Origin of the sequence: Streptosporangium minutum (genome assembly GCF_002149035.1) — a bacterium.
Taxonomy (GTDB): domain Bacteria; phylum Actinomycetota; class Actinomycetes; order Streptosporangiales; family Streptosporangiaceae; genus Streptosporangium; species Streptosporangium minutum.
The window spans coordinates 1-21,717 of the sequence record NZ_NGFP01000095.1 but is presented as its reverse complement, the minus strand read 5'-3'; the positions used below and the strand labels follow the sequence as shown (position 1 = coordinate 21,717).

Here is a 21,717-nt window from a genome sequence, read left to right as displayed (position 1 = left end):
GTCAAGCATGCCGGACCATTAGGAGCGTTATCGTCCTAATGGTCCGGCAGAGTCGACGCCATGACCGAGATCGACACAGCCGAGATCTGTGATTTCCGTATCGATATCCCACAGGCTGACCTGGACGATCGGTACCGGATTGCCAGAGCGTGGGCCGAGCTGATGCGCCGCCTCGGTTACGAGCGCTACGGCGCGCACGGCAACGACTGCGGCTCGGAGATCTCGCCAGAGGTCGGTCGCTGCGATCCCGAGCACGTGATCGGCGTGCACGTCACCCAGATCTTCTCCTTCCCCTCCGGCGACCCGGCCGAGCTGGCCGGTCTGTCGGAGGAGGACCAGAAGAAGGTCCAGTTCCTGCGGTGGTGGACGGACAACAGCGGCGCCTACGACAAGCTGCAGTCGACCGCGCCGCAGACGCTGGCTCACGCGCTGGCGGACTCGCCGGTGGGGCAGCTGGGCTGGAACGTGCAGCTGCTCGGCTCGAACCTCGATGCGGACTACGTGCTGACCAACACCATGATCTACTGGCTCACCAACACCGCCGCGTCGGCCGCGCGCCTGTACTACGAGGACTTCCACGCCACCGGCACGCCGGCCGAGCCCACCACCGTGCCGCTCGGGCTGGCGAACTTCGCCTGGGACTTCCAGTCGATCCGCCCCTTCGCCGAACGCGACCACAAGAACATCGTGTCCTGGAACGTCTACGACACAGGCAGCCACTTCGTCGCGCACGACGTGCCCGGCCTGCTGGTCGACGACATCCGCGGCTTCTTCCGCCAGCTGCGCTAAACCGTGCCGAACGGGTGCGCGGGGCGAGCAACCGCCGCGCGTACCCCTGGTTTGAACTTCCGGGAGTACCGCCATGCAGACATTGACCCGCCGCGCCCTCAACCGCGCCACCCTCGACCGGCAGTTGCTCCTGCGCCGCGCCGACCTCACCCCACTGCAGGCCATCGAGCACCTTGTCGGCTTACAGGCGCAGACTCCGCACACCTGGTATGTGGGGCTGTGGAGCCGGCTCACCGAGTGCCGGCCCGAGGAGGTCGCGGCGCTGCTCACCCGGCGGCGGGCCGTGCGGATCGCTCTCATGCGCTCGACAATCCATCTCGTCAGCGCAGACGACGCGCTCTTGCTGCGCCCGCTCGTGCAGCCGGTGCTGGACCGTGACCTGTTCACCAACCACACGCACGGCCGGTCGATGCGGGGGCTGGACACCGGCGAGGTGGTGGCCGCGGGCCGGGAGCTGCTCAACGAGCGGCCTCGCACCCCGGGCGAGCTCGCTCAGCTGCTGGCTCAGCGGTGGCCGGACCGCAACCCGGCCAGCCTCGCCTACGCGGTGCGCAACCTCCTGCCGGTCGTGCAGACCCCGCCACGCGGGGTGTGGGGCGCCGGCGGCCGGCCCGTCCACGCACCGCTCGAGTCGTGGGCAGGCGCACCGCTCCGCACCGACCAGCCGATCGACGGGATGGTCCTGCGGTACCTGGCCGCGTTCGGCCCGGCGACCGTACGCGACGCGCAGACCTGGTGCGGCCTGACTCGGCTGGCGGAGGTGCTCGACCGGCTCCGGCCCCGCCTGGTCACGTTCCGCGACGAGAACGGCGCGGAACTGTTCGACCTCCCCGACGCGCCCCGGCCTGATCCGCAGGTCAGCGCGCCCGTCCGGTTCCTGTACGACTTCGACAACCTGCTGCTGTCACACCATGACCGCTCCAGGGTGATCACCGACGGCCTCCGCCGGCAGAACTTCAAACCGCACGGCCCCGTCCCTCGCCTGGTGCTCCTCGACGGCTTCACGGCAGCGACCTGGACGTTCGCCACCGCACACGGCACAGCGACACTGACCGTGCACCCGTTCGCACCGCTGTCCGCGTCCGACCGCGACGCGTTGACCGTCGAGGGCAGCGGCCTGCTGGACTTCCTCGCTGCCGAAGCGTCACACGAGATCCGCTTCACCACCCCAGGTCACCGCGACCACAGCAATCCCGGTAGCCGGTAGCCGGTAGCCGGTAGCGCCTACGCTGCCGCGGAGCTCGCTCCCATTGCCATGGCTCTTGCTCCGCCGCGTCCAGGACACATCGCAAGGGGGGTTCGGTGGCCGGCCTCGAACCAGAGAGCTGTTCACAGGCGTTCGCCTGTGAAACAGCCGCCCCGGCGGGGAGCATGCTGGGCGTTCACTGTTTCATAGGTCGGTGCAAACCCCTGGGCGGGTGAAACGCCCCCAGGAAACGGTATCGGGGTGCACGACGGCGGCTTCCTCCGCGTGGAGGCCCACGACTTCCCAAGGTCCTCCTGCGCCGCCCCGGCCATGCTCTCCATGACCCTCCTGCACCTGCGCGAGCAAGACCTCAGCCTCCGCGAGATCGCCGCCCGCCTCGTCATCACCCAAGGCAAGAAGAAAGGACCGGCGCCCCTCACCCGCCACCGCCTTGCGCATGCTGCGCGACCACGACGAACAGGACCCGGCCAAGACACGGACGTGAGCACTGAGTCCGTGGCCCACCACCGCAATCGAACCAAGACCTCATCCGCAGGACACTCAGTTGCCGCAGGTCAGGCGCTGCTTCGTTGGAAATCTCTTCGTCGCTGCCGAGACCCCGACTACGCCGTCTCATTTCCGGGAGCGTTTCCATAAGGGCATGATCGGCGCGCGGTGGCTGCGTGTTTTGCGTTCCAGGCCGATCCGGTGGGCGTAGTAGTCGGTCTTTTCGGAGCAGTGGTCGCCGCCTGAGCCGGCCCCGGACGACTCCAGGGGTTCCCAGAGATCAGCGGTCCACCGAGCCGGGTCGAATTCGGATCCAACGGTCCAGGGCTTCCCCTGAATTCTCTTCATCCAGCTGACATGCCAAGAATTGCGAACGGCTGTGGCCTCATAAGTTCAATTCCAGTAGCGGAATCCAAACCTCAGGCAGATCGGCCGGCCCTCCTGAAGGCTTCGCCGTACCGACCGGATCGCCGGCGCCGTTTACCAAGCGTAACAGCAGGATTCCGGAATCGACCCTTGACACAAATCAATCACTCGGTGAAGCTTGTCCAAGCCGAGCCTGTTTATCGATACACACTCCCTGTCCGCGACCAAGTCGTCCATCCGAGAAACGGCTCGATCCACAACGGTCCAGGAGTCCGCCAAGCGACAACCAGCCCGTCGGTTCCCAAGAATCCCGGCCAGGACAATGAAGGCTCACTCAAGTGAGCTCGACGCTCATCACAGGCCAGAACGTAGAACGTAGATCGCAGCGCGCCCACTGCCGATAGTGCCTTGTCACAGGATCCCCGATCCCCGTGACCACATCGGCGGGGATGTCAATCCCCGCCGACGAACCGGTTTTCCTGCACCGACTGTCTCCAGCAATATCCAGTTCGCCTGGCCGCTCGTCATCCAGAATCCATCGCGGTGAGCTCTGCGACGGGCCGAAATCAACCAGACGATGACCGACCCCATTACCGGGCGCCCATCAACGGCCGCCCGGCATGCCGATCGCCCGCTACGAGTAGACCGCCACCCGTGCGCGTAGCCGACCACCTCAACAGTTTCCGCCGCAACTCGCAGATCAAGGCGGTCCTGACAACTCCCACCAAGGTGGGCTGTTCACGAATCGAAAGGATGGACATGACAACCATCAAAGCCAAAATCGCCGCTCTGAGCTTTGCGCTCACCACCGCCACGGCCGTAGCCGGAATCGCCGGGGCGAGTCCCGCATCGGCCAGTTCCGCATCGGCCATGGACGAGTGCTCCGACCTCGGCTACGCCAATGTGGGCCTGATAGCCAGGGCAAGCCAGGGCAACTCCGGATGGGCGATCATCATCTATTGCGGCTGGGAATTCGGCAGGGGATTCACAATCGACGTGAAGAGCGGGCCCGACCCGGCGTGCGCGTACCTGAGTCACGGCGAAAAGGCCCTACTGAGCTGGAACGATGGTTCCTACCGCGGCATCAAGTACTGCTGAGCAGCTTTCCGGCGTGCACGTACCCCCGCTCTGCGCCTGCCACCTTCGTTCAGGCCTGCGCCGCGGTCGAGGCGCGTCGGTCGATGAGAGCGGTTGGATCCAGCGCGGACAGTGCCCTGGCCGAGTCGTTCTTCGCCGATGAGCCCTTTCCAACCTGGCAGCGCTGGTGGGCATAGGCGCAGGAGACCGGGTGGAGGTGAGATGAGGCTCCCGGTAAGACGGGTGCGGTCGGTCGGGCCGCCCCGGACGTCTCAGTCCGGGGCGGCCCGACCGACCGCACCCCGTCCAAGCCCTCAACGCCCGCGAGGTGACCGTGGGGTCCGGCCTGTTCGCCGGCATCGGGATCGGCGTCGGGTACCGGCGGGCGCGACGTGACCACCTCCCGGAACGGTCCTGGTTACGGCGGGCCCGGCTCCGCGTGTTGCGCGAGGTCCGCTCCACTCCCCCGGAGGCAACCCGCGCACCTTCCGAGTCGGCGAGATCGTGGAGATGGTCCAGGCCGGGCCCGGCCGACGTCCGCCAGGCGGCGCGTCAGAGGGTGTCCGCGGTCTCGGCCGAAAACCCGCCGACCCTACCTGTGCCCCGGGACCATCCGGTCTGATCGGGAGTTGACGGACGCTGCGGCGGGTGTCGATCTCGGCGCGGCAACCGGGTCGGTGCCGGTGCATCGCGGCCTTTCAGCGCCTACGGGTGAGTTCGATCCTGCGCCTCCTGATGTCTACCTAGGCGATCTTCATGGTGACCATGTCGTCGACCTGGACGTGGTCGTCTCCGAGCTCGGAGTTGCGCGGCAGGCCCTCGAAGCCGTCGCCGCTGTCTTCGATGCGGATAACGACCTTTTCGGGCCGGATGCCAGACGCCGCCGCACTGCGGCACCTGGTTCTTCAGGCACCGGCACCGGTCATCGCCCGGATGCTCGGCTACACCGACCAGCAGACCAGCCGCATCGCTACTGCCGCCGGCAGCCCCTGGAACCGCTACCCTCCAGGCGACGACCGCTCCCCGTGACGACCACGAGCTCAACCACAGCCGAATAGGCGACAGTTGATTACGCGAGGTCACCGGAGTGGCACCCCTGCGGCCCGCGGCGGCATGACGAGTCCGGCGACCGGCGACCGGTAATCCGCAGGTCGGATAACGGGCCGGGAGTCAGGGTGCCGGCGGCGGACTGTCGTTCGGTGCGTGAGACCGAATCGGCACCTCAGCTGATGCCAGGTGGTCGACCTGCACAAATGCGGTTCCAGGTACTGGGGTAGACAACAGTTCTTGAGTTGAGGGCGCTGAGTCGAATCCTCCTGACCGTGCGCGCTCGCTGACGACGCCACTTGTTCAGGACGGTGACGAATCGCGGGCGGTCGGCGGGCGGGTCAGGTGTGTCCGGCCGTGTGTGGTGAGCTGATCCAGAAGACGGGATGTGCTTCGGCGATCGCTGCGAAGGCTTCCAGCGGGGAGTCGCGGGTGACTGGCAGGTGCGGGCGGGCGCCGGGCGCCAGCGCCAGGTAGCGGCGCAGGATCGGGGCGCGCGCGCCGGGGGCGACCTCTTGGAGCAGGATCGGTTGGCGTCGGCCTCGGCGCAGGACCGCCTGGCCGTCGGCGGCGCGGACATTGCGGACCCAGTTGGCGTTGTTGCCGAGCATGGACACGAGGTATTCCTGGCCTTCGTGGTCGGCCACCACCACCGGGACGGTGATCGTGCGGCCGCTGGAGCGTCCGCGTACCTCGAGCGTGGCCGCCTGGTGGGATGCGAGCAGTCCGGTCGAGTACTGCAGTGCGGCCAGGCGGTTCAGCGCCCGTGCCAGCAGCCCGGGGCGATCGCCACGGTACATCCACCGTTTGAGCGCGTACAGTCGGCCGAGGATGCCCGATTCCGGGTGGTCCGGCTTGGTTGCCATCGTTCTTCTCCTGTCATCGGGTGCGTTCTCGCGCATGTCCTCGCGAGACGTGAGGCGCTCAGGGTCGGCGTGTTTCGAGTAGTACGTCCGGATAGGTCGGTGCAGGGCCGTCCAGCAGGGGGGTCGGGAGGTCTTTCAGATGCCGGTCGAAGAAGGCCAGGCTGTAGGCGTTGATGATGGTGTGCGCTCGTTGCGCGGGGAGCGAGCCGGTGATCCCGAAGCGGGACAGCAGTGGCGACCAGGAGGAGATGTCGGTGAAATCGGCGTGGAACGTGCCGGGTACGCGCACGAGGTAGCCGTCCGCGGGCCGTTTGTCGAAGACCGCCCGCATGCTGCTTTGATGCTGGTCGATGTCGTCGGCGGCCCAGCCCTCGCGGTGCATGGTGGCGGCGTCGCGAGTGATCCACATGCTCGGCCGGTCCAGGCCCTCCCGCACCACGCCTGGGGTCATGCGGGTGTCCATCATCAGGCAGGCGCGCAGGCGCGGTTCTACCCGGCACGCCTCACCGGTGACGATGCCGCCCAGTGAGACGCCGAAGGCGCCGATGCCACGCAGGTCCAGCCGCCCGGTCAGGACGCCGGCCGGATCCGCCCGATCCAGGGCGGCCAGCCGGTCCAGGGTAAAGCTGACGTCACGCGCGAGGTAGGGAACGAGGCCGTCGTCGAGCGCGCGGCCGTTGAGCGCCGGGACCTCGCCGGCCGGGTCGAGGCTCCGGTCGATCAGAGCCCTGAGCCGGCCTGCCGGCAGTCCGGCGATGTGGCGTCCGTCGGGAAAGCGCACCGAGGCGGCGGCGTAGGGATGATCGATGGCCGCGACAATGTAGCCGTGGGAGACCAGCTGCTCGACCTGGAAGGTGTTCATCTGGCGAAAGCCCATTGCTCCCTCCAGGAAGATCAGCACCGGATAGCGGGACTGCTGTGCGGCCACGGGTGCGGAGGCGGCGGCGTTCGTCGTCACGTGACGCAGATGCCCGAAGGTGAAGTCCGGCGCCCCGGCCAGGCGCGCCATGGCCACGAAGACGTCGTCGTCTTGCACATAGGCGGCGCGGGGAGCAGACGGTGCGCCAGTGGCGGGATACCAGATCTGCACCATCAGCTCGCGGCGGGCACGCGGATCCGCGGCGAAGATCTCAGGACGCCCGCCATCGCTCCAGTGGTAGGTCACGGTGCCGATCCGGTGCGGGCCGGTGGATGGCGCGAAGGAGAACACGGGCAGCAGGATCAGCAGCGCCGTCGAGGCGGCCGGCCCCATCGCGCCCAGCGCCGCGGTGACGGCGGCGGCCAACCGCCGAAGCCGTGTGCGCCGGACCGGCCGGCGCGCCGGTGCGAGGACACCGCGCAACCATGCCGCGGTGACGGCCGCCGCCAGCGCGTAAGCGGGGATCAACTGCCAGCGCGGACCCTCCAGCAGCGCCTGCGCCACCGCCGCCGCAGGCGCGGCGGGCACGGCCTGCCGGAGCCCGCGCAGCGCGCGCGGCATCGGGATCACCAGGGCCAGGAAGGCCAGCAGGTCGGCGACCAGCAGCACCGTTTCCAGGACTCTCACCTGGCCCGCCCTGCGATGCGGCGAAGGGCGATGCGGACGTCGATCACCGGTTCAGCCCTGCCACATGGTGTGATGCGTCTCGCCAGGCATAGACGAGGGCCAGCGGGGCGGTGGCGAGGACAGGTGCCCTGCGAGGGCGTGAGCGGGCATTGTCATCCTTGATTTCTTGGAAGGGGTCCGCGCCGGGATGGGGGCGGGCCACCGTGTTCATACGTTGGAGATCGGATGTCGCTGCGCGGGGAGATGACCGAGCGCCGGCGCCGGACGGGCGCCGTTCGCTCACCGGGACTGGCACGGGGACGCCGGCCCGCTGCCCGGCGGTGACGGGGATTCATCCTGCAACTGCTGTCATGCAATGTCAATATGACACCTACTGCCATATAGCGGGTCTGGGTCATATACCGGTAGGCTCGGGCGGTGCCTTTGACCCTTCGCCAGCGCAACCGGCTGGCCGCGATGCACCACATCATCGAAACGGCGATGGACCTGTTCGACGAGCACGGCTACAGCGCGGTCACCGTCGAGCAGGTGGCCGCGGCCGCCGGGGTGTCGCCGCGCACCTTCTACCGTTACTTCGGCACCAAGGAAGGCCTGTTCGCCACCGACACCCATGCCGCCGTCGGCCAGGACCTGCTGGCAGAGCAGCTCGACCTGGACGATCTTCCAGGCACGCTTCAGCGGATCGTCGCGAGCGTTTACGCGGCCGCGGCGCCGTCGGGTGAGGTGGCGGCGCACACCCCCTGGCGCGGCATGCGTTACGTGCTGGAGGAGCCGGCGGTCCGCGAAGCCGTGTACACCGCCCTGGACGATCTCGCTGAGCGCCTGGTGGCCGCGCTGCGATCCAAGGGCGTCACCCCGACTCAGGCACGCGTCACCGTCCGCGCCTACCTGTTCGGCGTCTACTTCGGGGCCCTGGAACAGTGGCACCTCGACGGCCGGGTGCGCCCCCTGCCGGACTACGTCCAGCAGGGTTCGGCGGTCCTCGCCCGCCCGCCCGCGGACTCGAACTCCTCCCGGTGACCGCAAGCCGGTTCAGCCGATCGGTTTCAGTGCCGGCACGCTTGGGGTGCCACCGGAATACGGCCGGCATGGGCCGTCGGGCGGCAGAAACTTCTTGGACGTAGGTTTTCGGACGGCATTCGTGCAGGTGAGCCTGTCGTCCGAGAACGTGTACATTTCTGGACGCCTGGCCGGAGGCTCTACAAAGCCCCAGCTCAAAACAGGCGGCGGCCCGAATCTGCCGTATTCCGGTGCCACCCCCTGAACGGTCTGGGAGCTGACAGCGCGGTGCAGTTCACCGGCGGCAAGCTCCATGTGGAAAAGCTCGGCGCCGAGGAGCCGCCGCTGATGAAGGAGTTCGGCAAGCCGGCCTCGAAGATCGCCCGCGACATCCTCGCCACCTGCCTGACCGACCGCGAGAAGGAATGGTTCTACGACCCCACCTACCAGGCCCAGCACTCCCAAAGCTACGGCGAGCCGCAAAGTGGCCGAGAGTAATCGCCTTCACGCTCTGTGAGTGTTCGCGCACGCCTGGGCGACGGCCACTGCTGAGCCGGGGCTTGCATCATCGGGACGACGAGAATCCCGGACGTTGACTTTGTCGCAACCAATGACGCATCGTATTGCTACAAAGCTTGCGACAAAGGGGGCGCCATGACCCGCGAACCGCTACCGGACACCGACCCGCCGACGCGCACGACCGATCTGCGCATGGCGGGCGAGTGGCTGACCCACCACGACCTGGCCGACACCCACCCGACCCCGCTGCTCGCCAGCCGGCTGGCGGTCCGCAGACGCGCCCGCCTGGCCACTTACGTCATCCTGGCCGCGCTGATCATCGTGAGCGCCCTCGCCGCCACTTCCGCTTTCAGCGGCCTCCAGCCGCATCGCCCGCTACCGCTGCTGGCCCTGACCGCGTCGGTGGCCGGGCTGCTGCTGGCACAGTCCCTGCTCAACCGGTGGGTGCGACGCGTCGACCAGCGGGCGGGCGCGACGCTGTCGCGCCGGGCCGCCCATCCGATCCAGCCCGGCGGGCGGACCGTGCTCGGCCGGCCGTACGCCGTTTTCGCGGTCGCCACGTCCGCCGGCGCGATGGTGCTGGCCGCAAGCGCCCTGGCCGTTCCCGACCCCACCGTTCGGCAGTTGGCCGTCGTCGTGCTGATCGGCCTGCTCGGCGCGACGGCCATCACCGCCATGCAGCTGCGCCACCTGCTCAGGTTCCCGGTCGTGGCGGAGGACAAGGAGTCGCTGACCGCCGACGTCATCATGCGCGTCGAAGACGCCCGCGAGCTCACCACACCGAACGTGCAGTGGTCGCTGCCGGTGGTGCTGTTCGGCACCGCGCCCGGCTGGTGGAATGCCGCCGCGGTCGCCTACATCGTCCTGAGCCTGGCCGCGTGCGTCGCGCTCCATGCCAGGACGCCGTCGTGCGCGACGGTGGCCCAGCGGGCCATGAGCGTCCGATGATCATCATCGATGCGGCCTCGCCGGTACCGCCGTTCGAGCAGCTGCGGGCCCAGCTCGCCCGGCAGATCCAGGACCGCACGCTGGCCGTGGGCGCCCGGCTGCCGACCATCCGCCATCTGGCGGCCGACCTCGGCCTGGCCGTCAACACGGTCGGCCGGGCCTACCGGGAGCTGGAGGAGGCGGGGCTGATCGAGACGCGCGGGCGGGCGGGCTCGTTCGTGTCGGCCGCCGGCGAGGAAGGCCGGGAGCGGGCCCGCCGGGCCGCCGCCGACTACGCCGCCGTGATCGCCAGCGTCGGCCTCGACGCGGCCGAAGCGCTCCGCATCGTGCAGGCGGCTCTGACGTCCGGTGCGGCGGCACCGGCCTCGTCATGACCGCGATCCGGCTGCGGGGATCACGGGAGTCCGGGGTCGGAACGGCGGATGGCGGCGAGTCCGCCGCGCTGGCCTGCTAACGCCACTGGCCGTTCATCGGGATCAGGCCGGTCGGTAGTGGTCGGTGCAGGAGGCCTTGAACACCCGCTGCTTGTGCTGCCGGTAGGAGGTGCCCTTCGCCTTGTACTCGTGCAGCAGCTGCACCAGCGTCTTGCAGCCGCCCGGCACCGCCGGATAGATGACGTCCTCCACCCGCGACTCCGGCGACTCCAGCGCGGCCTCGGTCATCTTGAACAGGATGTTCTCCTTGCCCGACACCCGCTTCAGCTCCGCCACGAAGTCGCCGGTCACCTTCGTGTCCGCGCGGGCGTTGATCCGGTGCACCGTGGCGATCAGCAGGTCGACGAGGGTGTCGGTGATCTCCCGTGCCCGGCAGTGCAGATACCGCTGCCGAGGCGGAGCTCCAATGGCTCAGTATGGCTCCGGGGCCAGACAAGTCCCGGTCTCGTGCACCTGGTCCGATGGTGGGGGGTCGATGAGCACATCGCTGCCCCAGCCGGTGAAGTCGACCTCGATCACGGCGGTCTTGTACTGCTTGTCCTCGGCCATGGGATAGGTCGAGGTGAGGTGCACCCGACGGGGAAGCCGGTCCGGTCCGACCCACAACTGCCAGGAGACCTGTGGCAAGTCGTGCCATTCGCGCAACTGGGCGACGATCACGGGGTCGCCGTGCAGAGTTGCGTCGCCGAACTCCCCCAGCGAGCTGCTCCCGGCGTGCACGACGGTGGCGACTCCGTCGATGGCCTCCCCCGAGGAGGGAGCCGGGGCCGCCAGTTTTCGCAGCACCTCGGGTGAGACGAGGTTGCGTACGCCGAGCGAGCCGATGGCGCGCGACAACTGCTCGCACTCGGAGCTGCGGCTGTGACGCCAGGACTTGCCCGCGGGAACGTCCTGCCGGTCAGCCCGGTATTCGTAGGTGCCGGAGCCTGCGATCGTGATCGTCCTGGTCGTCATGAAGGACAGGTCGGTCGGGACAACGCTTTTCAGCTCATCGGGGACATTGGTCCGGTAGTAGGTCGCGGTCAGGTCGGAGGCGGTCGCGCCGAGGACTCCGGTGGTACGGCTCTCGCTGTATTCGCCGATGTTGACCGGCACGATGAAGTCGTCCTCCGCTGGAGGGGTGAACGCTTTCTCGCCGTAGTCCAGGCGGACGAGTGTGGCGACCTTCACACCGGCCGAGCCCTTCATCCGCTGAGTCACCGCCTCGGCGGGCGTTCGCGCCGTGACCGCATCACCGCCTCCGCAGCCGGCCGTCAGGGCGAGCAGCAGGACGATCGGTGCAGTCCTCGGTAGAGCCACCTGGTGATCATAAGGGGGCAGACCGAGTAAGCCGGAAGGCCCTCCACCCGGGCCGGCGTCACCAGGGGCAAGGTAGCTGTGAGTGATCGGCTCCCATAATCCGGCGGAGACCCCGGAGCGCATCGTGGGGATGCAACCGGAATACGGCGGATACTCAGGTCAGACCCGCGTCGTGGGCGAGGATCGCGATCTGGGTGCGGTTGTCCATGCCGAGCTTGGTGAGGATGCTGGAGACGTGCGCCTTCACGGTCGTGATGCCCATGGCCAGGCCCGCGGCGATGTCGGCGTTCGTCTGGCCGCGCGCGATCGCCAGGACCACCTCGTGCTCGCGAGGGGTGAGGGCGGCCAGCGCGGCACGGGCTCGCTCATAGGCGCCGGCCTGCGCGACGGTGCGCTCCATCAACCGCCGGGTGATGCGCGGGGACAGGATCGGATCGCCCGCGGCGACCCGGGTGACCGCCTCCACGATCCGCGGCGGCGGGGTGTCCTTCAGTAGGAACCCGGCGGCGCCCGCGCGGAGGGCGTGCAGGACGTTCTCGTCGGTGTCGAATGTGGTCAGCACGATCACCTCAGGCGGGCGGGCACGGGCGCGCAGCTGGCGGGTGGCGGTGATGCCGTCCACCCGCGGCATCCGCAGGTCCATCAGGACGACGTCAGGGGCGTGGGCGTCGGTGGCCGTGATCGCCTCCTGGCCGTCGGCCGCCTCGCCGACGACCGTGATGCCGGCAGCGCCGTCCAGCATCATGGACAACCCTGCGCGGACCAGGGCATCGTCGTCGACCAGTAACACGCGGATCACGCGGGCCATGGTAGCCGGGCCTGGAGCCGGAACTCTCCTTCAGCGTTGCGGTGATCCAGTTGCCCGCTGGCCAGCCGTACCCGCTCGGTGAGCCCGACCAGGCCGAGGCCGCTGCCGGGCGCGAGTGGGGCGGTGCCCGCCGGGGCCAGCGGGTTGCGGATGTCGATCAGCAAGGGCGTGCCGGGAGCGCCGCGCAGCAGCACGTCCACCGGCCGGCCAGGGGCGTGTTTGCGGGCGTTGGTAAGCCCCTCCTGGACGACGCGGTAGGCGGTCCGGGACGCGGCCTGTGGCAAGGCGCCGTCGTCGGTGACCTCCTCGCGGAGCCGCACCTCCTGGCCGGCCTCCCGCGCGTCGGCGATCAGACCGGGCAGGTCGGCCAGCGCCGGCTGGGGTTCCAGCTCGTCCACCTGGTCGTCCTGCTCATGCAGCAGGTTGATCACCTGGCGGAGCTCCTCCAGTGCCTGATGGACCCCGGCGCGGACCACCCCGGCGGCCCGGGTGACTTGCTCGGGGGAGGAGTCCGGGCGGTATTCCAGTGCCCCGGCGTGGGTGGCCACCAGGGACAGGCGGTGGGCCAGCACGTCGTGCATCTCCCTGGCGAGTCGGCGGCGTTCGGCCATGCGGGCCTCGGCGACCCGCCTGCCCTGCTCGGCCTCGGCGCGGTCGGCACGCTCGTGCAGGGAGAAGAGCAGGGCGCGGCGGGAACGAGCCAGCGCGCCCCAGCCGAGCAGCGCGCCGTAGGAGACGCAGATCAGCAGTAACCACCATTGCTGGGAGATGCCGGAGTTCGGCCGCCACAGCCCCTGGACCACGTGCGCCGCGACGCCTGCGGCCGCCACCGCCGCCGCGACGGGAAAGCGCCTGCGCTGGGCCACCTGCAGCGCCCCCATCGTCGCCGCCGGAGTGGCCACGGGGGAGATGGCGGCCAGGAGGGTGGCGGCCAGTGCTCCTGAGGTCGGCCACCACAGCTGGGCGAGCGCCGCTACCAGACTCACCGTCGTGACGACGACGTCCAGTCCCCACGTGGGCCCGTCGGCCAGGCTCCACAGCGTCAGGGCGCTCAGGCCGCCCATCCCGAGGACCACTGTCGCCACCGCGATCGGGTGCGGAGGTCGGGTCTTGTTCACCGGGTCAGCGTAATCGCCGGTCCGCAGGCGCCATCACCTACCAAAGGAGGACCCGTACCCCACCGGGGGAGAACACAGAGCGACCACGCGCCCGATGTGGCGGATCGGGCGACCGGGCGAAGCTGACCGGCATGAACACCTCAGCCAAGCGAATCCTCCTCACCGTCGCCGGCGCCCCCGCGGCCGCCCTGGCCGTTTGGGCCCTGGCCGTGCCGGTCGCCGGAACCACTCTGACCGTGCGCATGGGCGCTGGCACGCAGCCGGTCGAACCGGGATCGGTCCTGGTGGTGAGCCTGCTGGTCGGGCTGGCGGGCTGGGCGCTGCTGACCGTCTTGGAGCGGTTCGCGTCCCGGCCCGGACGGATCTGGACGATCGTCGCCCTGGCCGTACTCGTCCTGTCCCTGCTCGGGCCGCTCGGCAGTGCCGTCGGCATACCTGCGACGCTGGTGCTGATCCTGATGCACCTGGTCGTCGGCGCCGTGCTCGTCCTGGGGCTGACGCGGCGATGAACCCGTCCGGGCCCGTCACCCGCCGATCAGGCGCGGGCGGCCCGCCCACGACCATGCGCACCCCGCTGGACAACGCTGACACTGCACAGGAGACATGACATGACCGTCCTCGCCAGAGCGATCGAGGCCACCCGCCGCTACGGTGACGTGCTCGCGCTCGACCGCGTCTCGCTCGACATCAGGGCGGGCGAGCTGGTCGGGCTGCTCGGTCCGAACGGCGCCGGCAAGTCCACCCTCATCAGCCTCTTGGTCGGGCTGCGCCGGCCGACGTCGGGCACGGTGGAGTTGTTCGGCGGCTCGCCTTCCGACCCTGCCGTACGGCGGGGCATCGGCGTGACCCCCCAGGAGACCGGGTTGCCGGAGTCGCTGCGTGTCGGCGAGATCGTCGACTTCGTCTCCGCGCACTTCCCCGAGCGCTACGGTAAGGCGGAGCTGCTGGCCAGGTTCGGCCTCGGTGACCTGGTCAGGCGGCAGGTCGGGGGGCTGTCCGGCGGGCAACGGCGGCGTCTGGCGGTGGCACTGGCATTCGCGGGCCGGCCGCGGCTGGTGTTCCTGGACGAGCCCACCACCGGCCTTGACGTGGAGGCCAGGCGAACCTTGTGGGAGGGGATCAGAAGCTTCCACGCCGACGGCGGCACAGTGGTGCTGACCAGCCACTACCTGGAGGAGATCGAGGCGCTGGCGCAGCGGGTGGTGGTGATCGGCCGGGGCCGGGTGCTGGCTGACGACACCGTGCGGGCCGTGCGCGACGTGGTGGGCGTGCGCCGGGTCTCCTTCGCGGCGCCGGTTGCACCTGAACTACCCGGGATCCTGCGGAGCTCGGTCGAGAACGGCCGGGTGCACCTGCTCACCGCCGACTCCGACCGGCTGGTCACCGAGCTGGTACACGCCGGGACGGCCTTCGCCGACCTGGAGGTGCGGCCGGCCTCGCTGGAAGAGGCCTTCATCACCATCACCTCCAAGGAGGAGACTCGTGTCTGATCTCATCCTCATCCACACCCGCTACCAGTTCCTGGAGCAGTTGCGCGTCCCGATCGCGCTGGTGGCGAGCGCGTTCTTCCCCGCGGCCGCGATGCTGGCGTTCGTAGTGCCCTTCGCCGGCGCCGACCCGGCGAGCGCCACATCGGCGACGGCCGGGATGATGCTGTTCGGCGCCATGTCGGCGGCGCTGATCGGGCTGAGCATCAGCGTGGCACAGGACCGCGAACAGCCCTGGGACCCCTACCTGCGCACGCTGCCCGCAGGCCCGTTGCCCCGCTTCGCGGGCCGCATCCTGACCACGATGGCCGGCATGCTGCTGTCGGTGGTGCCGGTCCTGCTCATCTCGGCCTTCCTCACCGCCGCGGCCATCTCCCCGCTCCGCCTGGCGCTGGGCATCGGCGCGCTGCTGGTGGGCTCTGTGCCGTTCATGCTGATGGGTTTGTTCATCGGGTACGCGGCGTCGCCCAAGGCGGCGATCGCGGTGTCGCAGGTGGCGTACTTCCCGATCGCCGCGCTGGGCGGGCTGCTGGTGCCGCTGGAGGTCATGCCGGGTTTCCTGCAGTCCCTGGCGTCGTTCGTGCCCAGCCGGGGTGCGATCGAACTCATGTGGGCCGCGGTGGCGGGCCGCACCCCCTCCCCCGTCTCCCTGGCCGCCTTCGCCGTCTGGACCATCCTCGCCGCGGCCGCCGCCACCTGGGCGTACCGCCGGGACGAGGGCCGCCGCTTCTCCTGATCCGCTTCTCGGCAGCCATGTACGGCGGGAACGGTTGGCGCGTGCGGGTCACGGGATGGGTTCTCAGAAACGATCCGTTCTGAGATCAAGATCGACACGACGTTGGCAGGGAACGACGGAGGCCCGATTTCATCTCGGAACCCGTTCTCACATGAACCGGGGATCAGAGTGCTTTGTGAGATGTCTGTAAGACGATTCCGGGGTGAGCAAGCCGGAAATCATCGCCGGGTCCGACGCCGATGAGCTCGAGCGGCACCCGTGCCCGGACCGCGGGCCTGAGCACGCGGTCCGGACCGTTGTGCCATCGCGTCATGCGGAAGCCGCGTTGGACCGGCCTCCCTGGTCCAGCAGGGCGTTGATCATCTCCTGGAGCTCGGCGCGTCCGACGGCGCCGAGTGCGCCGGTCAAGGCCTGGGCGAGCTTGTCGAACGGGTCGTCCATCGACAGCTCCTTCACCTTCTCGGCCAGTTCCGCAACGCTCCACAGCCCGTCCTTGTGGACGTGACCGGCGAGGGACCAGCCCTGGTTGACCGCGACCGTTCCGCCCCGCACCGACAGCACCTGGCCTGTGAGCGGGCAGGCCGCGCCGGCCAGGTAGGCGGCGACAGGCGCGCACGCGGCCGGGTGCAGCGGGTCGAACCGGCCCACCGGTGATTCCTGGCTCATGCCGGGAACGGCGAGAGTGAGGCGGGTACGGGCCATCGAGGGCGAGATGCAGTTGACCCGCACGCCGTACCGGCCCAGCTCGAGGGCGGCCACGATGGTCAGCGCCGCGACCCCGGCATTGCCCGCCGCGTAGGAGACCTGGGCGGGCAGCGGGTTGAGCAGCCCGGAGCCGGAGGAAGTGTTGACGACGGCGCGGTCGGCGTGGGCCCCTGCCTGATAGCGGTCGCGCCAGTGGCGGGCCGCCCAGTGCGTCACCGCGAAAGTGCCCTTCAGCTTGACGGCCACGACGTCGTCGAAGTCCTCCTCCGACAGGTCGGTCAGGCCCATGTTCCGTTCGATGGTCGCGTTGTTGACCACTACGTGCAGGTCGCCGAAGGACTCCAGGGCTGTCTCCACCATGCGACGGGCGCCGTCCCAGTCGGCGACGCTGTCGGTGTTGGCCACGGCCTGCCCGCCGCGGGCAGTGATCTCCTCGACGACCTTCGCGGCCACACCGGCGTCGCCGCCCGTGCCGTCGACGGCGACGCCGGGGTCGTTGACGACGACCTTGGCGCCTTCGGCGGCGAAGAACAACGCCTCCTCCCGCCCGATGCCGCGTCCTGCTCCGGTGATGATGACGACGCGTCCGTCCAGACTTCCCATGATGGCCACCTCTCAATGACTGCAGTCTCTGTAGTGATTCATAGTATGCATCAATTCGGAGGATGCAATAAGCTGCCTCACATGGCGGAGAAACACGGACTGCGGGAGCGCAAGAAGCAGCGCACCCGGCAGGCACTGATCGAGGCGGCGGTTCGGCTGTTCGAGGACAGGGGCTACGACCACGTGACCGTGGGCGAGATCGCCGACGCCGCGGAGGTGTCCCCCCGCACCTTCTTCCTCCACTTCCAGGCCAAGGAGGACGTGCTCTTGGCCAATGCCGACGTGCGCGTCGATCTGGCGCTGCAGGTGATCGCCGAGCGCCGCGCCGGGGAACGGCTGCCCGAGGTGCTGGTGCGGGCGATGGACCAGATGATCGCCAACACCTGGGACAGCGACCTCCCCAGCGGGCTCGCGACGCTTCGGGCACGGCTGACGGCCTCGGTGCCGGCGCTGCAGGCCCGGCTGCTGCAGCGATACCTCGCCACACAGGCCGAACTGGCCCAGGCGCTGCAACGGGCATTCCCCGACAGACTCGACACGATCACCGCCTCCGCCCTTGTCGGCGCGATGGTGGGCGCGGTGAGCGCGTCCGCACTGACCGCGCTGCAGCGCGGCGACGGACCCGACGAGGTACGGAACGCCATGCGGCAGGCCATGGCCCTGGTGGCGCAATCCGTCACCTGACCGCGTCCGTCCCAGCCGGATCGGCCCGGTCAGTCCTCCTCTCCGTCGTCGTGGCCGTCGGCGGGTGAGCGCAGCGGCCGCAGTCGGAGGCGGTGACGGCATAGCGGCCCAGGCAGTGGAGAGGGGCATGGCCGAGCGGGAAGAGCCGGGCCACGTCCTCATCGGTGATCGAGGCGCCCTCGGATGCGGACTTCCAGCCCTGGGCGCGCAGGTGGTCGACGATCGCCGACAGGTACGTCGAATTCCCCAGCACCACGGCGTTCACGACCAGGCCGAGGGCGGCGAGCCGGTCTTCCCGCCCTTCTCGGTAGGCCTGGCGGATCTTCCCGCCGTTCCCGTGGCGGATCGTGCGGGCGGGCCGGTGGCGAAGGATCGTCGGCGCTCATCCGATGTGGCGAGCTGGTCCGGCGGTAACCGAAGCCGCAAAAGACCGAGGTCGAGTTGTCGGCCTATCCCTGTCGCGACGGGCAGGGATCGCGCTCTGCGCCGCCGTCCAGGGCGCCGTCGCGCAGTGGTAGGTCCAGCAGCTCCGCCAGGCGACGCACGGAGGGCGGCACGTTGACCACACAGGCTGCACCCGCCTGACACAGCTTCGCCAGCAGGCGCATTCCGCCGACGTCGATGAACCGCAGGTGCCCGATGTCGATCAGGAGACGGTCGTCGCCGTGCCCGGCGCGGGCGAGCGTCTCGGCCAGCGCGGTGCGGTTGGTGGCGTCGATCTCACCGATCAGCCGGACGAGGGTCGCGCCAGGCTCGGGGCGGTAGGTCAGGCGCAGCTGGTGATCGGCATAGAGGAGCGCGTCGATGACCCCGTGGAGCACGGCGCCCTCGGGTTCGGGGACGCCGGAGGGATCGTCGCGCCGGATGGTCACGACGCTGCGGGCGAGGACGGGACGGGACCAGCGGCGCCCTGGAGAAGTGCGCAGGCGCACCGGTGCAGGGAGGCAGGCATATGGACCCCCGCTCGGGGAGGGAGACCGGTTGACTGGGATCATCTCACCCGCACCCTGTTTCGAGAAGACACATACCGGAAAGAAGCTTCCGGTGAGTTCTTATGGTAGACACATTCCGTCCTCGTTACCAACAGGCCAGACCGATCGGCCCCGAAAGATGCGACATGGCCATGAGCAGCTCTGGTGAGCCCACCTCCACCTGGACGTTTCTGACCCACCATGCCCGGGTGCTGCTGGAGATCGCCCGCGATCCGCAGGCACGCCTGCGCGACATCGCCACCCGGATCGGCATCACCGAACGCGCCGTGCAGGGCATCGTGTCCGACCTGCATCAGGAGGGCTACCTGAGTCGCGACAAAATCGGCCGCCGCAACCACTACACCCTCAACCTCGAACGCAGCTTCCGCTATCCGACCGAGGCCAACCTGCCCATCCGGCTGCTGATCGACATCTTCACCCAGCACGACCTGTCCGACGACGAGACCCCCGCCGCCCGCCACGCCTCTGCCTCGACGGCCCCGATCGACTCCCCTGAGCATCGACCAAGCGCTGCTACTTCTCACGGACCTTTCTGATGCGCGTTGGCCCCGGGTGCTGCTGCCCAAGCTGACCGGCAAGGGCTGTTGCTCCATGACACGGTCAGGCCGGCATCGGTCCAGGGGGCATGGTCGTCAYAGTCGCAGTCCTTCGGACACATATCTTGCGGGAATCCGCCACATCGGATGAGAAGAACCGACCGTCTCGACCTGTCATGCAGCTGGTGGGTCTCAGGCCTTCGCCGCATCAGCTGAGGCCTTACAGGTGCCCTACGCGCGGGACTTTCTGGACTTTGTCGCCAGGGGCAGTGCGCCACGAGGCGCCGTTTCATCCGGGTGGAGAGGGAAGACCGTCCATCTCTCCGCCGTCGTAGCGGCGGGACGAAGCTGGAGGCAGCCGTGGCCGGGGATTGCCGGTGAGGGTGGGAGCAGCCTCGACAAAGCCGTGACGGCCCAGTATTACCGTATGGGCCGTGTCGAGGAGGCGGCTCAGATGCAGCGTGTCCGGGGCGAGGGCCGTGACCAGGACGGCGGGGCCGGCGAGCGGAGTCAGCGCCGCCTGCCCACGCGCCGGGTCGTCGCCGAGCAGCCGCACGGGGGGCGGCTGCCGGTCGAAGTCCGGGTCGACGACGAGGAGCTGGCCGACGGCGCGATGGCCGGCCAGGATGGCCGGGCCGTCCCAGCCGGGCGCATCCGCCCCGTAGACGGTTTCCTGGTCCAGCAGGAGGTGCCCGTCACGGCGGACGGTGAGGCGGGTGGCCAGCCGGCCCGGCGCTTCGCCTGCGCGGCCGAGCACTTGTTCCTCGCGCAGGACAAGGCGCGCGGTAGGGGTCAGCTCGACGGTGCAGGTCTGGCGGAGGTTGCTGCCGGCGGCGGAGATCAGCGGTTGGGGCAGCCAGTGCAGGGTTGCCTGGTCCGCCACGCTCAGGTGCACGTCGTAGGTGGCGTGGTCGGTGGTGGGGCCGCGCAGGGCGATGGTGGCGGCGGCGGTGGTGATGTGCAGGTGGGCGCCGGGTTCGGCGATGGCCTCGATGCGCAGCCGGTCGCCGCCGAGGGGGGCGTTCATCGCGCCGATGACGCACACCCGCGCCTGGTTGCCGTGCGGGCGGGTGCGACGCAGGTCGAAGGGGCCGGATCCGTGCAGGACGGGAAGCGCGGTGGCCTGTCCCGCACAGGTCGCCTTGATGCGGGCGGTGGCGTGCACGCTCGGGGTGGCGAGCTCGGCCGATGGGGCCTGGGTGGCGAGGGTCATGCGGGCGCTGAGGTCCAGGCGGCCAGGCGCTCGCGGAGCCAGTCCGACACGGGCGTGACGCCGCCTTCGGTTTTCAGGGCGGTGAAGGCGACGGGCAGGTCGCCGCGCTGGGCCTTGGCGTCGCGGGCCATGGCCTCCAGGTCGGCTCCGACGTGCGGGGCCAGGTCGGTCTTGTTGATGACGAGCAGGTCGGAGGTGGTGACGCCGGGGCCGCCCTTGCGGGGGATGTCGTCGCCGCCGGCGACGTCGATGACGAATATCTGGGCGTCGACCAGGCCTTTGGAGAAGGTCGCTGTGAGGTTGTCGCCGCCTGACTCGATGAGGATCACATCGAGCGGTCCGAGCTGGTCCTCCAGGTCTTCGACGGCTTCGAGGTTGGCGGAGATGTCGTCGCGGATGGCGGTGTGCGGGCAGGCGCCCGTCTCGACCGCCCTGATGCGCTCGGCGGGCAGCACGGCCTGACGGAGCAGGAACTCGGCGTCCTCGCGGGTGTAGATGTCGTTGGTGACCACGGCGATGGACAACTCATCGCGCAGCGCGCGGCACAGGGCGGCGACGGTGGCGGTCTTGCCGGTGCCGACCGGCCCGCCCAATCCGATGCGCAGGGCGCGGCGGCGGCCGTCAGGGCGCGGGGAGCGGGAACCGCCGGGGCCGTAAGAGCGGCCCTCGGGCACGTCGTGGCTGTGGTGGAGATGCATGGCGCTCCCGTGGATAGAGGGCAGATGTTGGGTCAGGAGGCGAACAGCCGCATTGGGCGGGCGGCGTGCTGTTCGGCGGCGATGTCGAGCATCGGCGCCGAGACGGCGGGCAACGCCGCGACGCCGTCGGTGTGGACGCGTTCCGCGGCGTCGGCGGCCTGCTCGGCGACGTGGTCGAGGTCGGCGGCCAGACGGGCCAGGATGGCGGTGGCGTCGAAGGGGTCCAGGCTGAGCAGGCGGACGGTGGCGGTGGCCGGGCCGCTGACGCTCTCGTAGACCGCCGCGTAGGCGGCGTCCAGCGGGGTCAGTCCTGCGGAGCGGGCGGCCAGGCCGAGGACGACGCTCTGGTGCGCGCCGTGAGGCCGGGTCGCGGCCAGGGCGTCGAGTTCGGCTGAGGGCCAGGTGGCGCGGGCGGTCCGCAGCAGCTGCCGACCGAGCCTGCGCGCGGCCTGCCGCAGGGCAGGGGCCGGGGTGCGGGCGTCGGCGGCCTCCTCCAGCAGGAGCGGGTCGTAGCCGGCGGCGGCCGCCGCGGCCAGACCCGCCGCGACCAGGCC

Annotated in this window: 23 protein-coding genes and 2 pseudogenes; 13 read left to right on the top strand and 12 right to left on the bottom strand. The window is 69.6% G+C overall.

All coding sequences use genetic code 11. The features are described 5' to 3' along the window. The first annotated feature begins 60 nt into the window (after positions 1-60). From CA984_RS21000 to CA984_RS46335, 4 genes are all read left to right on the top strand, one after another. Complete coding sequence (locus tag CA984_RS21000; RefSeq protein ID WP_207620963.1) at positions 61-789, top strand: hypothetical protein; 729 nt, start codon at positions 61-63, stop codon at positions 787-789. Between the two features lie 73 nt (positions 790-862). Continuing rightward, entirely contained in the window at positions 863-1,996 is a 1,134-nt protein-coding gene (locus tag CA984_RS20995; protein WP_086574949.1) for a winged helix DNA-binding domain-containing protein, read from the top strand. 1,506 nt (positions 1,997-3,502) lie between these two features. Continuing rightward, complete coding sequence (locus CA984_RS20990) at positions 3,503-3,946, top strand: hypothetical protein (RefSeq protein WP_133061727.1); 444 nt, start codon at positions 3,503-3,505, stop codon at positions 3,944-3,946. Between the two features lie 849 nt (positions 3,947-4,795). Continuing rightward, a complete protein-coding gene (locus CA984_RS46335) occupies positions 4,796-4,954 on the top strand; it encodes a hypothetical protein (RefSeq protein WP_165781344.1) in 159 nt (52 codons plus the stop codon). 359 nt (positions 4,955-5,313) lie between these two features. Here the strand turns inward: CA984_RS46335 and CA984_RS20980 are convergent, their stop codons facing one another. Beyond that, complete coding sequence (locus tag CA984_RS20980) at positions 5,314-5,838, bottom strand: nitroreductase/quinone reductase family protein (RefSeq protein WP_207620962.1); 525 nt, start codon at positions 5,836-5,838, stop codon at positions 5,314-5,316. Between the two features lie 58 nt (positions 5,839-5,896). After that, positions 5,897-7,366, bottom strand: a complete 1,470-nt coding sequence (locus tag CA984_RS20975) for an alpha/beta hydrolase family protein (protein WP_086574943.1) — start codon at positions 7,364-7,366, stop codon at positions 5,897-5,899. A 435-nt stretch (positions 7,367-7,801) separates the two neighbouring features. On the opposite strand from CA984_RS20975, the gene CA984_RS20970 reads away from it, so the two are divergent. From CA984_RS20970 to CA984_RS20955, 4 genes are all read left to right on the top strand, one after another. Continuing rightward, positions 7,802-8,404: a TetR/AcrR family transcriptional regulator gene (locus CA984_RS20970; RefSeq protein ID WP_207620961.1), complete on the top strand. Its 603-nt coding sequence runs from the start codon at positions 7,802-7,804 to the stop codon at positions 8,402-8,404. Between the two features lie 267 nt (positions 8,405-8,671). After that, positions 8,672-8,881, top strand: coding sequence for a hypothetical protein (locus CA984_RS20965; protein ID WP_086574939.1), 210 nt, complete (start codon positions 8,672-8,674; stop codon positions 8,879-8,881). Between the two features lie 156 nt (positions 8,882-9,037). Beyond that, on the top strand, positions 9,038-9,850 hold the full coding sequence (locus CA984_RS20960) for a hypothetical protein (protein ID WP_086574937.1): 813 nt from the start codon (positions 9,038-9,040) through the stop codon (positions 9,848-9,850). After that, the gene (locus tag CA984_RS20955) at positions 9,847-10,224 is read left to right on the top strand and encodes a GntR family transcriptional regulator (RefSeq protein WP_086574935.1); all 378 of its coding nucleotides are present in this window, start codon (positions 9,847-9,849) and stop codon (positions 10,222-10,224) included. The genes CA984_RS20960 and CA984_RS20955 overlap by 4 nt, the downstream gene beginning before the upstream one ends. A gap of 111 nt (positions 10,225-10,335) precedes the next feature. Here CA984_RS20955 and CA984_RS20950 read toward each other — a convergent pair. The 4 genes and pseudogenes from CA984_RS20950 to CA984_RS20935 all read right to left on the bottom strand — a co-directional run. Continuing rightward, positions 10,336-10,668, bottom strand: a pseudogene (locus CA984_RS20950) (Tn3 family transposase); the annotation flags it as partial. Between the two features lie 27 nt (positions 10,669-10,695). Continuing rightward, the gene (locus CA984_RS20945) at positions 10,696-11,583 is read right to left on the bottom strand and encodes a hypothetical protein (protein ID WP_086574933.1); all 888 of its coding nucleotides are present in this window, start codon (positions 11,581-11,583) and stop codon (positions 10,696-10,698) included. A gap of 154 nt (positions 11,584-11,737) precedes the next feature. Beyond that, positions 11,738-12,391 (bottom strand): response regulator transcription factor, encoded by a 654-nt coding sequence (locus tag CA984_RS20940; RefSeq protein WP_086574930.1) that lies wholly within the window; start codon positions 12,389-12,391, stop codon positions 11,738-11,740. Then, positions 12,379-13,509 carry a sensor histidine kinase gene (locus tag CA984_RS20935; protein ID WP_242676076.1) on the bottom strand — a complete coding sequence of 377 codons (1,131 nt, stop codon included), beginning with the start codon at positions 13,507-13,509 and terminating at the stop codon, positions 12,379-12,381. Before CA984_RS20935 ends, CA984_RS20940 begins: the two co-directional genes overlap by 13 nt. 131 nt (positions 13,510-13,640) lie before the next feature. On the opposite strand from CA984_RS20935, the gene CA984_RS20930 reads away from it, so the two are divergent. The 3 genes from CA984_RS20930 (at position 13,641) to CA984_RS20920 (ending at position 15,732) form a co-directional block, all read left to right on the top strand. Beyond that, entirely contained in the window at positions 13,641-14,018 is a 378-nt protein-coding gene (locus CA984_RS20930; protein ID WP_086574928.1) for a DUF6069 family protein, read from the top strand. Positions 14,019-14,117: 99 nt separating this feature from the next. Then, positions 14,118-14,999 (top strand): ABC transporter ATP-binding protein, encoded by an 882-nt coding sequence (locus CA984_RS20925; protein ID WP_086574926.1) that lies wholly within the window; start codon positions 14,118-14,120, stop codon positions 14,997-14,999. Next, entirely contained in the window at positions 14,992-15,732 is a 741-nt protein-coding gene (locus tag CA984_RS20920) for an ABC transporter permease (RefSeq protein ID WP_086574924.1), read from the top strand. Before CA984_RS20925 ends, CA984_RS20920 begins: the two co-directional genes overlap by 8 nt. Before the next feature lie 309 nt (positions 15,733-16,041). On the opposite strand, the gene CA984_RS20915 is transcribed toward CA984_RS20920, so the two are convergent. Then, the gene (locus tag CA984_RS20915) at positions 16,042-17,040 is read right to left on the bottom strand and encodes an SDR family NAD(P)-dependent oxidoreductase (protein WP_086574966.1); all 999 of its coding nucleotides are present in this window, start codon (positions 17,038-17,040) and stop codon (positions 16,042-16,044) included. An 81-nt stretch (positions 17,041-17,121) separates the two neighbouring features. On the opposite strand from CA984_RS20915, the gene CA984_RS20910 reads away from it, so the two are divergent. After that, positions 17,122-17,724: a TetR/AcrR family transcriptional regulator gene (locus tag CA984_RS20910; RefSeq protein ID WP_086574923.1), complete on the top strand. Its 603-nt coding sequence runs from the start codon at positions 17,122-17,124 to the stop codon at positions 17,722-17,724. On the opposite strand, the pseudogene CA984_RS20905 reads toward CA984_RS20910, so the two are convergent. Both CA984_RS20905 and CA984_RS20900 read right to left on the bottom strand, forming a co-directional pair. After that, a pseudogene (locus tag CA984_RS20905) lies at positions 17,717-18,091 on the bottom strand (Tn3 family transposase); the annotation flags it as partial. The gene CA984_RS20910 and the pseudogene CA984_RS20905 overlap by 8 nt on opposite strands. An 82-nt stretch (positions 18,092-18,173) precedes the next feature. Then, positions 18,174-18,656 carry an STAS domain-containing protein gene (locus tag CA984_RS20900; RefSeq protein ID WP_165781345.1) on the bottom strand — a complete coding sequence of 161 codons (483 nt, stop codon included), beginning with the start codon at positions 18,654-18,656 and terminating at the stop codon, positions 18,174-18,176. Positions 18,657-18,841: 185 nt separating this feature from the next. Between CA984_RS20900 and CA984_RS20895 the strand changes: the two genes are divergently transcribed. After that, the gene (locus tag CA984_RS20895) at positions 18,842-19,252 is read left to right on the top strand and encodes a helix-turn-helix transcriptional regulator (protein WP_108724603.1); all 411 of its coding nucleotides are present in this window, start codon (positions 18,842-18,844) and stop codon (positions 19,250-19,252) included. Positions 19,253-19,541: 289 nt separating this feature from the next. Here the strand turns inward: CA984_RS20895 and CA984_RS20890 are convergent, their stop codons facing one another. The 3 genes from CA984_RS20890 to CA984_RS20880 all read right to left on the bottom strand — a co-directional run. Then, the gene (locus CA984_RS20890) at positions 19,542-20,465 is read right to left on the bottom strand and encodes an urease accessory protein UreD (protein WP_086574919.1); all 924 of its coding nucleotides are present in this window, start codon (positions 20,463-20,465) and stop codon (positions 19,542-19,544) included. Then, complete coding sequence (gene ureG / locus CA984_RS20885) at positions 20,462-21,163, bottom strand: urease accessory protein UreG (protein ID WP_086574917.1); 702 nt, start codon at positions 21,161-21,163, stop codon at positions 20,462-20,464. The genes CA984_RS20890 and ureG overlap by 4 nt, the downstream gene beginning before the upstream one ends. Positions 21,164-21,195: 32 nt before the next feature. Continuing rightward, the coding region (locus CA984_RS20880; protein ID WP_108724602.1) for an urease accessory protein UreF at positions 21,196-21,717 on the bottom strand (522 nt) is incomplete at its 5' end.

Excerpts from the sequence above, each read along its gene's own strand:
- CA984_RS21000 (WP_207620963.1), top strand. The coding sequence starts at position 61 with ATGACCGAGATCGACACAGCCGAGATCTGTGATTTCCGTATCGATATC.
- CA984_RS20910 (WP_086574923.1), top strand. The coding sequence starts at position 17,122 with ATGGCGGAGAAACACGGACTGCGGGAGCGCAAGAAGCAGCGCACCCGG.
- ureG (WP_086574917.1), bottom strand. The coding sequence starts at position 21,163 with ATGCATCTCCACCACAGCCACGACGTGCCCGAGGGCCGCTCTTACGGC.
- CA984_RS20960 (WP_086574937.1), top strand. The coding sequence starts at position 9,038 with ATGACCCGCGAACCGCTACCGGACACCGACCCGCCGACGCGCACGACC.
- CA984_RS20940 (WP_086574930.1), bottom strand. The coding sequence starts at position 12,391 with ATGGCCCGCGTGATCCGCGTGTTACTGGTCGACGACGATGCCCTGGTC.
- CA984_RS20925 (WP_086574926.1), top strand. The coding sequence starts at position 14,118 with ATGACCGTCCTCGCCAGAGCGATCGAGGCCACCCGCCGCTACGGTGAC.
- CA984_RS20955 (WP_086574935.1), top strand. The coding sequence starts at position 9,847 with ATGATCATCATCGATGCGGCCTCGCCGGTACCGCCGTTCGAGCAGCTG.
- CA984_RS20890 (WP_086574919.1), bottom strand. The coding sequence starts at position 20,465 with ATGACCCTCGCCACCCAGGCCCCATCGGCCGAGCTCGCCACCCCGAGC.
- CA984_RS46335 (WP_165781344.1), top strand. The coding sequence starts at position 4,796 with ATGCCAGACGCCGCCGCACTGCGGCACCTGGTTCTTCAGGCACCGGCA.
- CA984_RS20930 (WP_086574928.1), top strand. The coding sequence starts at position 13,641 with ATGAACACCTCAGCCAAGCGAATCCTCCTCACCGTCGCCGGCGCCCCC.
- CA984_RS20995 (WP_086574949.1), top strand. The coding sequence starts at position 863 with ATGCAGACATTGACCCGCCGCGCCCTCAACCGCGCCACCCTCGACCGG.
- CA984_RS20915 (WP_086574966.1), bottom strand. The coding sequence starts at position 17,040 with ATGGGAAGTCTGGACGGACGCGTCGTCATCATCACCGGAGCAGGACGC.
- CA984_RS20980 (WP_207620962.1), bottom strand. The coding sequence starts at position 5,838 with ATGGCAACCAAGCCGGACCACCCGGAATCGGGCATCCTCGGCCGACTG.
- CA984_RS20895 (WP_108724603.1), top strand. The coding sequence starts at position 18,842 with ATGGCCATGAGCAGCTCTGGTGAGCCCACCTCCACCTGGACGTTTCTG.